The sequence below is a fragment of the Cohnella ginsengisoli genome (assembly GCF_029525555.1).
Classification (GTDB): domain Bacteria; phylum Bacillota; class Bacilli; order Paenibacillales; family Paenibacillaceae; genus Cohnella; species Cohnella ginsengisoli.
Genome location: NZ_JAPDHZ010000008.1, coordinates 14,913 through 29,882, shown reverse-complemented (window position 1 = coordinate 29,882; position 14,970 = coordinate 14,913). Strand labels below are relative to the sequence as shown.

Genomic DNA, 14,970 nt, shown 5'->3' with positions numbered 1-14,970 from the left:
CTCGAAACCTAGAATGCGTTATAAAAACTAACATTTATCAAAATTTAATTGCGAATATTCGGAAAACGGAGGAAATTTGTAATTTTAGATGTTATTATTACTTACATATAAATAGGAAAAAGGGGTGGCGGGATGTTCGACTGGCTCGGGTTTAAAAAAGGGACTTCCGTTATGGTGGTCGTACAGGTTGAACAAGCGGTTGAAACGCGATATCGAGGAGATCTTCGAAGGGATCGCGGAGACGCGAATGCAGCTTCTGAAGGACTGGACGACGGATTATTGGCGTCACCTGGAGCGGCTGCTGGAGCAGCTTCGATCGCAAGAAGGCGGTCCGGCGCATTCGGGCGGCGGGGCTGCCCGCGAGACGATAGAAAAGCTGATCGGCTCGGCGTATACGCGCGCGATGGACTTTACCGAGATTTTTCTGACCGACGCCGCGGGGACGGTCGTTTATTCGACGCATCTTTCCCACGAGGGGCGGAATTACGGAATTGGCGCGGGTTTCGCGTCGGGCATGGACTATGCGAAGGGGGGCGGCGCCGGCGCGCGTCCCTGCCTTTTCGGTCCTTACCCCGATCCGATGACGGAGGAGATCGGAGCCCGTTCGTCCGCGTTTCACGACAAGATGACCCTGCTCTTCATTCTGCCGCTCGCAGAGAGCGGAGCGTGGAAAGGGGCGTTGTGCGGAAGAGTGCCGAACGACGTCATCGGGGATCTCATCCAGCGCGAATCCGGCCATGTCTATCCCGACTCCGGAGACAACTACCTGTTCATGGCGAAGCCTGCGCTTAATACGCATATCGGGCCGGGCACCGCGCTGTCGCGCAGCCGGTTCGAGGACAGAACCTTCACCCACGGCGAAAACCTGAAGGACGGGGTCGCCACCGACTGGGGCGTCGTGTCCGTCAAGGAGCACACCGAGCTCGAGCTTGTGTTCACCGATCCGGCCACCGGGCAGCTTCATCCGGGCGTCGAGAGCACGATCCGCAACGGCAGCAACCTGTTCGTCGAATTTCCCGGCTACTCGGATTACCGCCATATTCCCGTTATCGGCAAAGGGGTGACCTTCGAGCTCCCGCATTGTCCGGACCGTTGGGGCATGATGTGCGAGGGCGACCTGGAGGAAGTGTACCGGATTCGCAGCGTGTCGGTGCGACTTGCGAAGCCGCTGTGGCTGGGCGTTATCGCTTTCTCTGCCGTATCAGCCGCGCTCGTCGGATTTCTCGCCGCCGAAGCATCCCCCGGATGGACCGCCGTCTGCGAATTTGCGCTGTCGCTGATTGCCGGCTGGGCGGGCATCGCGCTGGTGCAGCGCCGGAGCGATCGCCGCGTCTCCGAGCCGCTGCGCAGCCTGAGCAAGTTCATCCGGATCAACGCCGAAGGCAAGGGCGACCTGACGCAGCGGATACGAACGGCCGACTACGACGACGACGAGATCCGGGACCTGGCGAAATGGATCAACAATATGATCGATTCGCTCGAGGGCATTATGCTGCAGGTGCGCCTTGCCGCATCGGACGTATCCAGCAGCCAGCGGCTCATGTACGAGACCGCCGCGTCCACGGCCGGCTCGACCGAGCGGGTCAGCGAGCGCATCCACGACATGATCCGCAGCCTACGCCGCCAGTTGAAGGATATCGACGTCGCCAAGGACGTGGCCGGCGAGATGCGGGAGACGCTAGCCAAGCTAGAGCGGAAGGCCGCGGTGCAGATCGAGCTCGCGCAGGGCGAAGTCGAGCGGATCGGCGGCAAGATGTCGCAGATCTCGAACCGCGTCGCGCAGACGAATGGCACGATCCGGCTGTTCATGGATACGGCGGCCGAGATTCGCAGCGTGCTCGCCGTTATCGAGGAGATCTCGGCGCAGACTAATTTGCTCGCGCTGAACGCCTCCATCGAGGCGGCGCGCGTCGGCGAGCACGGGCGCGGATTCGCCGTCGTCGCCGGCGAGATCCGCAAGCTGGCCGACTCCACGCGGCGCTCGACGGAGGAAGTCAACGCCATCGTGGCCAAAATATACGACCACGCGAAGCTTGCCTCCGCCTCGATGGAAGAAGGCACGCGCGTGGTCGACGAAGGTACGGAGCTGGTCTCCGTTGCAGCCAAGACGCTCGTAGCGGCGAAGTCGGAGGATGCCATGAAGACGCAGGTCGTGGACGAAGTCGTCGCCCTGATGGAGAAAATCGCCGACGTCAGCAAGGAGAACCGCGCCATCTCGGCCGAGGTCGAGACCAAGGTGCAGGTGCTGCTCGGAGAGATCGTCGGCGTCCGGCATACGTCGCACGGCGTCGAAGGCATTACCGCGTTCCTCCGGCAGCTGGTCGGGCAGTTCCAGTTGACGGAAACGCGGGTTCGCTAAGCGATGAAGGGATAGGGTTTGGCAAGCAAAAGCCTGGACGGGAGCGTCGTAAGACGTATCGCGTTCCGGGCTTCTTCGTTAGAGTGCTGCAGTGTGCGGCCGAGATAAGCGCTTCTGGACGCTAACGTGCCTGCCAAGCGCAGCCTGATGCCGGAAATAAGCGCTTCTGGACGCTAACGCCGCCGCCGCAACGCTCGGAAATGTGTCGATAAGCGCCAAAAGGCGTTAACGCTAACTCCGCTACATACCGGACTGGCCGATAAGCGCAAAGGGCGCTAACTCCGGCTATTATGTCACGTTTCTTAGCCAATTGGAGCCTGCGGGCAAGGAGGGTCCGAAATAGCCGATTTTATCGGTTAACGGCGATGCTTGGAGCTTGGCGAAGCCCGAGATAGCCGATTTAGTCGGCTAACGGCGGAGCTTGGGGCTTGGCGAAGCCCGAGATAGCCGATTATATCGGCTAACGGCGGAGCTTGGGGCTTCGCGAGGCCCGAGATAGCCGATTATATCGGCTAACGGCGGAGCTTGGGGCTTCGCGAAGCCTGAGATAGCCGATTATATCGGCTAACGGCGGAGCTTGGGGCTTCGCGAAGCCCGAGATAGCCGATTATATCGGCTAACGGCGGAGCTTGGGGCTTCGCGAGGCCCGAGATAGCCGATTATATCGGCTAACGGCGGAGCTTGGGACTTCGCGAAGCCTGAGATAGCCGATTATATCGGCTAACGGCGGAGCTTGGGGCTTGGCGAGGCCCGAGATAGCCGATTATATCGGCTAACGGCGGAGCTTGGGGCTTGGCGAGGCCCGAGATAGCCGATTATATCGGCTAACGGGTGTGCTTGGGCTAGGCGAAGCCCGAAATAGCCGATTAATTCGGCAATCTCGGGCAGCTGCCTCCGAGGGGCATCGCCGCCCCGATTTACATCCGCTCCGGCGCGGCGATGCCCAGCAGCTTCAAGCCGCGTCCCAGCAGATGGCCGACCGCCGCCGACAATCGCAAGCGCGCCTGCGTGGCTGCCGCGTCGTCCGGCTGGATTACCTTGCCGTCGTGATAGAAGCGGTTGAAGTCGCGCGCCAGCTCCAGCAGGTAACGCGCCACGGCCGATGGCTCGTTGTCCCGCACCGCCTCGCGCACGGCGGCGCTCCACTGCGTGATCCGCTTGGCGCAAACCCAAGCGGCATCCGCCATATCGACGCGTTCGTCCGCCGCACGCGGCGCACCGTTCGCACCGTCCTGCCCGGGGTGCTGTTCGAAACCGCCCTTGCGCAGCAAGCTGGCGATTCTCGCGTGCGTATACTGCACGTAAGGCCCCGTCTCGCCGTCGAAGCTGACGACCTCTTCCAGCTTAAAGTCCACGGACAGCAGCCTGCGGTTTTTCAGGTCGCCGAACACGACCGCGCCGATGCCGACGGCTTCGGCGACATGGTCCGCGTCCTGCAGGTCCGGGCTTTTGGCCGCGATGATCTCGCGCGCTCTGCGCACCGCTTCGTCCAACACCTCGTCCAGGAAGACAACCTTTCCCCTGCGGGTGGACATCTTCTTGCCCTCCACGGTCATCAGCCCGAACGGCACATGCTCGCAGTCTCCCGTCCACGGCTCTCCCATTTTCCCCAACACGCCGAACACTTGCTTAAAATGCAGCTGCTGCTCCGCGCCGACGACATACAGCAGCCGGTCCGCCTTCATAACTTGCCTGCGGTATATCGCGGTCGCCAAATCCCGGACCGGGTAAATCGTGGCGCCGTCCTTCTTGAGGATCAGGCAGGGCGGCAGTCCTTCCTCGTCCAGCCTGACGACGAGCGCGCCGTCGCTCTCCTCGAGCAGCCCTTGCGCGCGGAGGCGGTCCAGCACGGGCGCCAGCTTGTCGTTGTAAAAGCTCTCGCCGAGCACCTCGTCGAACCGGACGCCGAGTCGCGCGTAGACGCGCTCGAACTCCTTCATGCTCGCTTGGACGAAAAAGCGCCAGAGTGCCGTCGTTTCTTCGTCCCCTTGCTCGAGCCGCAGGAAGGCTTCCCTGGCCTCGTCCTCTAGCTCCGGCTTCTTCGCGGCTTCTTCGTGAAAGCGAACGTACAGATGCAGGCTTTCCCCGATCGGATCGGCTTCCAGCGCCGACTTGCCGCCCCAACGGCCGTAGGCCACGATCAGCTTGCCGAACTGAGTGCCCCAATCGCCGAGGTGGTTGACGGTCGTGACTGCGTGCCCGGTCTCCCGGTAAAGGTTGGCCAGCGCGTTGCCGATCATGGTGGAGCGCAGGTGGCCGACGCCAAGCGGCTTGGCGATGTTTGGCGAGGACATGTCGATGACGACATGTCGGCCGCGGCTCTCGTCGCTGCGCCCGAAGCGGGGTTCAAGGGCGGCGTCGACGATCCGGCCCAGCCAGACGGCGGGATCGAAGAACAGGTTGACGTACCCGCTCGCAGCTTCGGCGCGGACGCCATGAGCGTCGGCGGCGACTGCGTCGGCGAGCTCCGCGGCGATCGCGGACGGCGCGCGGCGGAGCTGCTTCGCCAGGACGAAGCAAGGAAATGCGACGTCGCCGAGGTGCGGCTCCGGAGGCGTCTCGAGCCGGCGGAGCAGCGCCTCCTTTTCTAACGGTACGTGGGGTTGCAGCAGCGCTGCGGCTTGTTCCAACAGCATGTCGATGTCCTCCTTCGCTTAGATCCGCGCGCGTCAATCACAACGCATCAATACGCATGCATCAATCCGAACGCATCAAGCCGAACGCATCAATACGCATGCATCGATCCGAACGCATCAAGCCGAACGCATCAAGCCGAACGCATCAATACGCATGCGTCCATCCGGACGCAAAAAACCTCCGTCTCATCAAGAGACGGAGGTGTGTCCGCGGTACCATTCTTATAGCGCCCTTGCAGATGGACTGCGCGGGACGCCGCTCAAACGGATAACGGCCGCAAGGCCGGATCGCCCTACTAACGGACTTGCGGCTTGGCGCCGCGCCGGTCCGGGCGACCGACTCCCGGGTCCGCTTCCCGAAGATCCCGCCGTGCCGGTTCCCACCCTTCCGGCTCTCTGGTACGGCTATGCGATCCGGTACTCTCCCGTTCATCGTCGATCGGATATTGGCCCATATCATAGCATGCCGAGGCGGCGGGGGCAAGAGGGGCAAGCGCCCGCCGTCGTTGAATTCAAAGAGCGTTGTGTATATAGTAATAACAGACAATCGGACAGACGGGAGCGGATCGGAATGCCGGACTACAGGCGCGTGACGGTCGTGTTCCGCAGCCGGCAGGGCGGCGAATCCGGGGAATGGGCGGAGGAGCGGCTGACGGGCCAGTGGTTCCGGATGGCGACGGGCTGGGTGCTGCGGTGCCCGGACGCGATGACGGTCTCGATCCTGAAAGGCGACGTGCGCGTCGTGCGACAGGGCGAGATCGGCGTCGAGCAGACGTTTCGACTGGGGGCGGCGACGCCTGGCGCGGTGCGCTTGCCGCAGGGCCCGATGGCCGTGGAGGCGTTCACGCACGAGCTGGCTGCGGCGCTGACGGATGCCGGGGGCACGCTGTTCTGGCGCTACGATATGCGCAGCGAGGATCAGGAGATGGGCCGGTTCGAGATCGGACTGGATATACGGGAGGAATAGGGTCATGAACGTGCTGGAGCAGACATACGAAGTGTTAAAGGAAGCGATCGCGGACGCCGCGGTCAAGGCGGGGGTCGTGGAGCGGGAGCAGGTGCCGGCGATCGTCATCGAAGTGCCTCGCGACAAGGCTCACGGCGACCTGGCCACCAACGCGGCCATGCAGCTGACGCGCATCGCGAAGAAAAATCCGCGCGAGATCGCGACCGCGATCATCGAGAACCTGGACAAGGCGAAGGCGAACGTCACGTCCGCGGAAATCGCGGGTCCGGGCTTCATCAATTTCCGCATGGACAAGCGGTATCTGCTGCCCGTCGTCGCATCCGTGCTTGAGCAGGGCGGGGGATACGGCCGTACGGACGCCGGCGGCGGACGCAAGGTGCAGGTCGAATTCGTCAGCGCGAATCCGACAGGCAGCCTGCATCTCGGCCACGCGCGCGGCGCCGCGGTCGGCGATGCGCTGTGCAACGTGCTGGCGTTTGCAGGCTATGACGTTTCGCGCGAATACTATATTAACGACGCCGGCAACCAGGTCAATAACCTGGCCCGCTCCATCGAGGCGCGCTACCGCCAGGCGCTGGGCGAGGACGCGGCGATGCCGGAGGACGGCTATTACGGCGAGGATATCGTCGGCTTCGCCAAGGAGCTCGCGGAGCGCGAAGGCGCGCGCCTGCTGGAAAAGACGGACGAAGAACGCTTCGATTACTTCCGCAGCTACGGACTCGAGCGCGAGCTGGACAAGATCAAGCGCGACCTCGGCCGGTTCGGCGTAAGCTTCGACAGCTGGTACAGCGAGACTTCGCTCTATCGGACGGGCAAGGTCGAAGGCGCGCTTGAAGCGCTGCGCGCGCAAGGTCACGTGTACGAAGAGGAAGGCGCGGTGTGGCTGAATACGACGGCGTTCGGGGACGACAAGAACCGCGTGCTCGTCAAAAACGACGGCAGCTACACGTACCTGACGCCGGACATCGCCTATCATATGGACAAGTTCGCGCGCGGCTTCGACGAGCTGATCAACATCTGGGGCGCCGACCACCACGGATACATTCCGCGCGTCAAGGCGGCGATGGCGGCGCTCGGCCACGACCCGCAGCGCTTGACGGTGCTGATCGCGCAGATGGTCAGCCTGTTCCAGAACGGCGAAAAAGTGAAAATGTCGAAGCGTACGGGCAAGGCGATCACGATCGAGGACCTGATGGACGAAGTCGGCGTCGACGCCATCCGCTACTTTTTCACGATGCGCAGCATGGATACGCACCTGGACTTCGACATGGACCTCGCCGTTTCGACGTCCAACGAGAATCCGGTGTTCTACGTGCAGTACGCGCATGCGCGCATTTGCAGCATTTTCCGCCAGGCGGAGGAACAAGGCGTCGCCGTGCTTCCGGTGGCGGAAGCGAACCTGGAGCTGCTCGCGACCGAGCACGAATACGATCTGCTGCGCAAAATGGGCGAGTTCCCCGCCGTCGTCGCCGATTCGGCGAAAGACTACGCGCCTCACCACATCGTGCGCTACGTGTACGAGCTGGCCGCGCTGTTCCACAGCTACTACCGCGCGGAGCGGGTCATCACCGAGGACGCCGCGCAGAGCCAGGCGCGCCTGCAACTGCTGGCCGCGCTTCGCCACGCGCTGGCCAACGGTTTGCGTCTGATCGGCGTATCCGCGCCGGAGCAGATGTAATCTGCGGGAAACGATATCGCTGGAATAACGGTGCCTAGCGCCGTTATTTCTATTTCGCGGCTACGATACTGAGCGAATAGCGGCGCGCAGCACCGTTATTTCGCGCAGTGCCTCTTAGTCTTTATTGCGCGCCGCAATCCCGGATGTCCCGGCCGACAAGTCGCCGGCAACCTCCAGCATGCGCAGAACATCCAGCTCCCCGGCTCCCTGGGGGAGCTTTGTCGTATCCAAGCGGCCTCGCGGACCGGCGCAGAATATCCTTGATCCGGCCCGGGGACAGCCCCGGCCGGAGCGCCAGCAGCAGCGCTACCGCGCCGGTGACGTGCGAGGTCGCCATCGACGTGCCGCTCATGACGCGGCGGCGGCCGTTCGGCCAGGCGGAATCGACCTTCGCGCCGGGGGCGTAGATGTCGATGGCGGCGCTGCGGTTCGTGAAGCGCGCGACCCGGCCGCGCCGGTCGAGCGCTCCGACGGCGACGGTGCGCCCGAAGCCGGCCGGATAGTCGATCCGGCCTTTCCTGCCGTCGTTGCCCGATGAGGCGACGATGAGCACGCCGGCCTTGTGCGCGCTCTCCACCGCTTTCAGCAGCGCCTCGCTCCGGTTGGGCATGCCGAAGCTCATGTTCACGATATCTATGCCGTGATGGACGCACCATTCGATCCCGAGGATGATATCGGACACGTACGCGGAGCCGTCCGCATCGAACGCTTTGACCGGGTGTATCTCCGTTCGCGGCGCCACGCCGATCATGCCGCGCGAGGCGTTGGCCGCGGAGATGATTCCCGCGATGTGCGTGCCGTGCCCATTGTCGTCGTGCGGCAGCGACGCTCGCTGCAGGAGATTAATGCCGCGGCTCAGGGCGTGGCGAAGGTCGGGATGACCGAAGTCGACGCCGGTGTCGATCACGCCGACCTTGACCCGCTGCCCCGTCGTGCGGCTCCAGGCCTGCGGCGCGCGGATGCGCCGAACGCCCCAAGGGATGTCCATCTTGCTGTCCGCGCGGACGATCGGCCTCGGGAGCGCGCGGCTGATCTGGACGCTCCGGTCTTCCTCGAGCACGCAGCCGTAATCCAGCAGAGGGATTAGAGAGGCGGCGGGCAGCGGGAGGCTGAAGCCGCCGATGACCCGGATCGGACGAGCGGCGCGCAGCGCGGCGCCGCTCGTCCGCCTGGCGGCCAGCTTCGCGAGGAATTGGCGGCCGTCCTCATGCCTCGCGAACCGTACGATCGTTCTGGCGCCACGCTCCCCGCCGTCGGCGAGCAGGCGGCGGAGGAGGCGAAGGAGAGCGCTCGTGTCCATGTGCTGGCCTCCTTCCCGGCTTAGATTCCCCATACTATGTACACCGGCGGAGCAAAGCTTGGGAGTATGGCCCGGGAATGCTAAATTGGGCGACAAGCGGTGTCAATTCGGTTCCCGCCACATAATATGAAGTGGGAGTTTCCCCGGAGAGACTCTCGCACCCATGTAGGTTCCTCCTCCCGAGGAGCGCGGAAGGGTACAGTCGGTTAAGCGAAGGCGCGGATCCGAGGCGCCTTCGCTTAATGGCGTCCGCATGGCGAAGGACAAGCCCGCGGCAGCGCAAAACGCTCAACCTACGCATCGTTCCCGCGGAAATTGGCGAATAAAAGCACAGGAAGGCGATCGCCGTTAAGCCTTCGCCGCAGGCCGCCGTACTTGCATTTTGACGGCAAATGCGGTTAACTAAAGGTTGACGCCCGAGGGGTATAAGAACGTTTAACATACAGAGAGGATGGGGACTTAGAGCGTGAGCGCTGAATACGTCCTGAAGTTCGACGCCGAGAAGATCCGGGAGATGCCGATGGTCGACCTGGCCTTCGAGGTGCTCAAGGCGGCTAATACGCCGTTCTATTACCGGGATCTCATGATGGAGATTGCCAAGCTGCGGGGATTCTCTCCCGAGCAAATCAACGAATTTATCGCGCAGGTGTATACAGAGATTAATATCGACGGCCGCTTCGCGTGCGTCGGCAGCAATGTCTGGGGCCTGAAGCGCTGGTATCCGGTCGATCGCTCCGACGATCCGGTCACGGGCGGCGCCAAGCGTCCGCGCATCATCAACGACGACGACGACCTCGACGACGAGGATCTGTACGGCGAGGACGAGGAAGAGACCTTCACGGAGGCTGAAGAGGGCTTCGACCTGTTCGACGAAGACCGCGAGGAGATCTTCGACGAAGGCGAAGAAGCGAGCGAGTCCGACGAAGAAGTCGCGATCGACGAGGAATCCGAAGAAGAGGAAAGCATCGAAGGCGAAGTCGACGAGGAAGACGACGGCTTCGACGAGGATGAGGACGAGGAAGACTCTGACGAAGAGGAAGACGAAGAAGAGCGTTAATTTCGTCCGGAAGGGACGCCGAACCGGCGTCCCTTTCCGCGACCGGCCGCGGCGAGCGCGCGGCTTGGCTCGAGTCTTTTCCGAGCGTTTTAAGGCCTGATCGGCCGCGGTGGCGGCGGGCTCCGAAGGCTTGACACCACTGTGGTCAGCGGGTAAACTTATGCTTGGGCTTTTCAAGCAGGCATTTCATAGCGTTATTTTTAAAAGTGCCCCCATTTAATTGGGTGTCGCTTTTTTTGTTTTTTTTGGAGACCATTAACATGATGCCAGGGGCACATGCGGGAGGAATGACAGAGGGTGACCAAATATATATTCGTGACGGGCGGCGTCGTATCCTCGCTCGGCAAAGGAATCACGGCGGCGTCGCTGGGGCGTCTGCTTAAGAATCGCGGCCTCAAAGTGACGATCCAGAAGTTCGATCCGTACATTAACGTAGACCCGGGCACGATGAGCCCTTATCAGCACGGAGAGGTGTTCGTAACCGACGACGGCGCGGAGACGGACCTCGACCTCGGCCACTACGAGCGCTTTATCGATATCAATCTCTCCAAGAACAGCAACGTGACGACCGGCAAGATCTACTCCACCGTCATCAGCAAAGAGCGCCGCGGCGAGTATCTGGGCGGCACGGTCCAGGTCATCCCTCATATCACGAACGAAATCAAGGACCGCGTGTTCCGCGCCGGCCGCGAGACCGGCTCCGACGTCGTCATCACCGAGATCGGCGGCACGGTCGGCGACATCGAGAGTCTCCCGTTCCTCGAAGCGATCCGCCAGATCAAGAGCGACATCGGCCGCGATAACGTCATGTACATCCACGTGACGCTGATTCCATATATCAAGGCGGCCGGCGAGGTCAAGACCAAGCCGACACAACATAGCGTCAAGGAGCTGCGCAGCATCGGCATCCAGCCGAACGTCATCGTCTGCCGTACCGAGCATCCGCTGGCCGAAGACCTGAAGCGCAAGATCGCGCTGTTTTGCGATATTGACGCGAACGCGGTCATCGAATGCCGCGATGCTTCCACGCTTTACGAGGTGCCGCTCATGCTGCAGGAGCAGGGTCTCGACGACTATGTCGTGAGCCATCTGAAGCTCGGAGGCGCGGACAAGCCAGACATGGACGAGTGGATCGAGCTCGTGAACCGCGTCAAGTCGCTGAAGCGCACGACGGAGATCGCGATCGTCGGCAAGTATGTCGCGCTGCACGACGCTTATCTCAGTATCGTCGAATCGCTCGCGCATGCGGGCATCGACGCGGACGCCGAGGTGAACATCCGCTGGGTGAACGCCGAGGAAGTCACGCCTGCCAACGTGCAGCAGCTGCTGGGCGGCGTCGGCGGCATCCTCGTGCCGGGAGGCTTCGGAGATCGGGGCATCGAGGGCAAGATCACGGCGATCCGGTACGCGCGCGAGAACAAGGTGCCGTTTTTCGGCATTTGCCTCGGCATGCAAGTGGCGGTCATCGAGTTCGCGCGGAGCATGGCCGGCCTGGACGGCGCGCATAGCTCCGAGTTCCACGCGGCTACGCCGTATCCGGTCATCGATCTGCTGCCGGACCAGAAGGATATCGAGGACATGGGCGGTACGCTGCGCCTCGGCCTCTATCCTTGCAAGATCGTGCCGGGCACGCTTGCGGCCGAGTGCTACGGCGAAGAGCTCATCTACGAGCGCCATCGTCACCGGTACGAGTTCAACAACGAGTACCGAGACCTCATCGAGTCGACGGGGCTCAAGATCAGCGGCGCGTCTCCGGACGGCCGGCTGGTCGAGATGGTCGAGCTGCCGGGCCACCCTTGGTTCCTGGCCGTACAGTTCCATCCGGAGTTCATCTCGCGTCCGAACCGTCCGCAGCCGCTTTTCCGCGAATTCGTCAAGGCGGCGCTGGGCGGCGAAGAATCTTGATTATTTCAACATAAGCATTCCAGCTTCGGCAAAAGCCGGAGCTTTTTTTTGCAATTGCCAGAAGTTAGGAAGGAATTCCCGGTCGGGGCGCGAATACGGGAAGAAGGAACCAACAGGAAGAGGAGGATCATGAAGTGGCCAAGAAGAGATTGCTAATTGTCGACGATCAGATCGGCATTCGGATCTTGCTGCTCGAGGTATTCAGCGTCGAAGGCTACGAGACTTTCCAGGCGGCGAACGGACGCGCGGCGCTGGAGATCGTACGCACGCATACCCCGGATCTTGTTCTGCTGGACATGAAGATTCCCGGCATGGACGGGCTTGAGATTTTGAAAAAGATCAAGGAAATGAACCGGGACGTCAAGGTTATCATGATGACGGCGTACGGCGAGCTGGACATGATCAAGGAAGCCACCGATCTGGGCGCGCTGATGCACTTCACGAAGCCCTTCGATATCGACGAATTGCGAGTGGCCGTCAATATGCAGCTGACGGAGGGCGGGCCGTCGCCGAGGTTTGCGGCGGGCACCTGAGAAGGACTGGGAATATCGAAGCGGGAACCGCCGGAGACGACCGGCGGTTTTTGTTTTTCGTGCCGCAGGGCGGGCGCTTTGCCGGACGCAGGCATTTTACAATCCTTCTTTCATTTGTGATATAATAACGTCGCATGCAAGTCGGGCGTAAGACAGCACACGACTTATTCAGAGCGCAGGAGGAATCACAATGCCACTCGTATCAATGAACGAATTCCTTCCCAAGGCGAAGGCGAACAAGTTCGCGGTAGGCCAATTCAACATGAACAACCTTGAATTCGCCCAAGCGATCACCGAAGCCGCCATGGAAGAAAAATCCCCCCTTCATCTTCGGCGTCAGCGAAGGCGCGCTGAAGTACATGGGCATCGAGTACACGGTTGCCATCGCGGAGGCGGCAGCGAAGAAATCCGGCCTTCCGATCGCCTTGCACCTCGACCATGGCAGCACCTTCGACATCGCCATGAAGTGTATCCGCGCAGGTTTCTCCTCCGTCATGTTCGACGGCTCGCATCACCCGTACGAAGAGAACATCAAGCTGACCAAGGAGATCGTCAAGGCCGCTCACGCGATGGGCGTTTCCGTCGAAGGCGAGCTGGGCACGATCGGCGGCGTCGAGGACGACCTGAGCGTGGACGAAGCCGACGCATCGCTGGCCAAGCCTGAAGAAGCGATCCGTTTCTACGAAGAAACCGGCGTCGACGCGCTGGCTATCGCAGTAGGCACGGCTCACGGCATGTACAAGGGCGAAGTCAAGATCCACTATGATATCATCGAAGCGGTCGTCGCCAAGATTCCTGTGCCGATCGTTCTGCACGGCGGCTCCGGCGTACCGGACGACATGATCCGCAAGGCGATCCAAGCGGGCGCCGGCAAGATCAACGTCAACACGGAAAACCAAGTCGCTTGCACCGCGGCGATCCGCGAAGTGCTCGGCAAGGATGCCAACGTCATCGATCCCCGCAAGTACCTGACGCCTGCGCGCACCGCGATGAAGGCCGTCGTTCAAGAGAAGATCCGTCTCTTCGGCAGCAGCAACCAAGCCTAATCGAAGAATAGTCGCCGCAATCCGTCCCGCCGCGCCGCGGCTTGTCCGCAGCCGGAGATCCGGACGGACGGCGGCGTCTGTCTTACGTACGGACAAGACGCCTCGCCGGGCGTCTTTCCTTTCCTTCATCGAACGCGGTCGCCACGCGCCCCCCGGAGTAGATGAAGCATCTACGAGGAGGACCATGCATTCATGGAAAAACTGATGATACGCGGGGGACGTCCGCTTCGCGGAACGGTCTCCATCAGCGGCGCCAAGAACAGCGCGATCGCGCTGCTCCCTGCCGCCATTCTCGCCGAATCCGAGGTCAGGCTCGACAATCTGCCTCATATCAGCGACGTCGAGATTTATAAGGAATTGCTACAAGAACTAGGCTGCCGGGTCTCTTGGCAAGAGGAGACTTTATCTATCGATCCGACCGGCATTCAATCGATCCCGATGCCCAACGGCCGGGTCAAGCTATTGAGAGCTTCTTATTACTTAATGGGCGCTCTGCTCGGACGCTTCGGCGAAGCCACCATCGGACTGCCGGGCGGCTGCAACTTCGAGCCGAGACCGATCGACCAGCACATTAAGGGCTTCGAGGCCCTGGGCGCAATCGTAACCAACGAACATGGAGCTATCCGCATCAAAGCTAACGAATTACGCGGAGCTAGAATATATATGGACGTCGTCAGCGTAGGCGCCACGATTAATATTATGCTGGCAGCGGCCAGAGCGAAGGGCTCCACGATCATCGAAAACGCCGCGAAGGAACCCGAGATCATCGACGTGGCCACGCTCCTCAACGCCATGGGCGCGAAGATCAAAGGCGCGGGTACCGAGACGATCCGCATCGAAGGCGTAGACCGCATGCACGGCTGCAGACACTCCATCATTCCCGACCGCATTCAAGCCGGCACTTATATGATCATGGCCGCCGCGACGCGCGGCGACGTTCTCATCGACAACATCATTCCCAAGCACATGGAAGCACTCACCGCCAAACTTCAAGAAATGGGCGTTCACGTCTACGAGATGGACGAATCCATCCGCGTCGTCGGCCAGCAAGACTACGAAGCCGTCGACGTCAAGGCGCTCGTCTATCCGGGGTTCGCCACGGATCTTCAGTCGCCGATGACGAGCCTGCTCACCCAGACGACCGGCGTGAGCATCCTGTCCGATTTCGTGTACAGCAACCGGTTCAAGCATGTTCCCGAGCTTGCGCGGATGGGCGCTCAGATCCGCGTCGAAGGACGCTCGGCAATCGTCGAAGGCGGCAAGCTCAACGCCGCCAAGGTTCGGGCATCCGACTTGCGCGCGGGCGCTGCGCTCGTCGTGGCTGCGCTGACCGTCGAAGAAGGGGTGACGGAGATCACCGGTCTGGAATACATCGACCGCGGTTACGAGAGGCTTGAAGAGCATTTGCGCGGCCTTGGCGCGGACGTATGGCGCGAAGCTTGAGCGGCGGCAGCCGCTCCGGCGTTCCGCACATCCTAATATGAAGTGG

General features: G+C 61.7%; 9 protein-coding genes and 1 pseudogene. 8 read left to right on the top strand and 2 right to left on the bottom strand.

The features are described from left to right. Nucleotides 1–187 precede the first annotated feature (187 nt). On the top strand, nucleotides 188–2,359 hold the full coding sequence (locus tag OMP38_RS30890; protein WP_338130705.1) for a methyl-accepting chemotaxis protein: 2,172 nt from the start codon (nucleotides 188–190) through the stop codon (nucleotides 2,357–2,359). Between the two features lie 917 nt (nucleotides 2,360–3,276). Here OMP38_RS30890 and argS (OMP38_RS30885) read toward each other — a convergent pair. Continuing rightward, complete coding sequence (argS, locus tag OMP38_RS30885; protein WP_277568474.1) at nucleotides 3,277–4,995, bottom strand: arginine--tRNA ligase; 1,719 nt, start codon at nucleotides 4,993–4,995, stop codon at nucleotides 3,277–3,279. A gap of 571 nt (nucleotides 4,996–5,566) precedes the next feature. Here argS (OMP38_RS30885) and OMP38_RS30880 point away from each other — a divergent pair. After that, nucleotides 5,567–5,962, top strand: a complete 396-nt coding sequence (locus OMP38_RS30880; protein ID WP_277568473.1) for a DUF1934 domain-containing protein — start codon at nucleotides 5,567–5,569, stop codon at nucleotides 5,960–5,962. 4 nt (nucleotides 5,963–5,966) lie between these two features. Further along, nucleotides 5,967–7,640: an arginine--tRNA ligase gene (gene argS / locus OMP38_RS30875; protein ID WP_277568472.1), complete on the top strand. Its 1,674-nt coding sequence runs from the start codon at nucleotides 5,967–5,969 to the stop codon at nucleotides 7,638–7,640. 121 nt (nucleotides 7,641–7,761) lie between these two features. Here argS (OMP38_RS30875) and OMP38_RS30870 read toward each other — a convergent pair whose 3' ends face one another. Beyond that, nucleotides 7,762–8,940: a S8 family peptidase gene (locus OMP38_RS30870; protein ID WP_277568471.1), complete on the bottom strand. Its 1,179-nt coding sequence runs from the start codon at nucleotides 8,938–8,940 to the stop codon at nucleotides 7,762–7,764. 466 nt (nucleotides 8,941–9,406) lie between these two features. On the opposite strand from OMP38_RS30870, the gene rpoE reads away from it, so the two are divergent. The 5 genes and pseudogenes from rpoE (at nucleotide 9,407) to OMP38_RS30845 (ending at nucleotide 14,924) form a co-directional block, all read left to right on the top strand. After that, nucleotides 9,407–9,997, top strand: coding sequence for a DNA-directed RNA polymerase subunit delta (gene rpoE / locus OMP38_RS30865; RefSeq protein WP_277568470.1), 591 nt, complete (start codon nucleotides 9,407–9,409; stop codon nucleotides 9,995–9,997). 297 nt (nucleotides 9,998–10,294) lie between these two features. Beyond that, nucleotides 10,295–11,902 (top strand): CTP synthase, encoded by a 1,608-nt coding sequence (locus OMP38_RS30860; protein ID WP_277568469.1) that lies wholly within the window; start codon nucleotides 10,295–10,297, stop codon nucleotides 11,900–11,902. A 134-nt stretch (nucleotides 11,903–12,036) separates the two neighbouring features. Then, on the top strand, nucleotides 12,037–12,435 hold the full coding sequence (locus OMP38_RS30855) for a response regulator (protein WP_090117655.1): 399 nt from the start codon (nucleotides 12,037–12,039) through the stop codon (nucleotides 12,433–12,435). A gap of 190 nt (nucleotides 12,436–12,625) precedes the next feature. Continuing rightward, a pseudogene (gene fba / locus OMP38_RS30850) lies at nucleotides 12,626–13,481 on the top strand (class II fructose-1,6-bisphosphate aldolase). Between the two features lie 192 nt (nucleotides 13,482–13,673). Further along, complete coding sequence (locus tag OMP38_RS30845; RefSeq protein WP_090117657.1) at nucleotides 13,674–14,924, top strand: UDP-N-acetylglucosamine 1-carboxyvinyltransferase; 1,251 nt, start codon at nucleotides 13,674–13,676, stop codon at nucleotides 14,922–14,924. The last annotated feature ends 46 nt before the right edge of the window (nucleotides 14,925–14,970 follow it).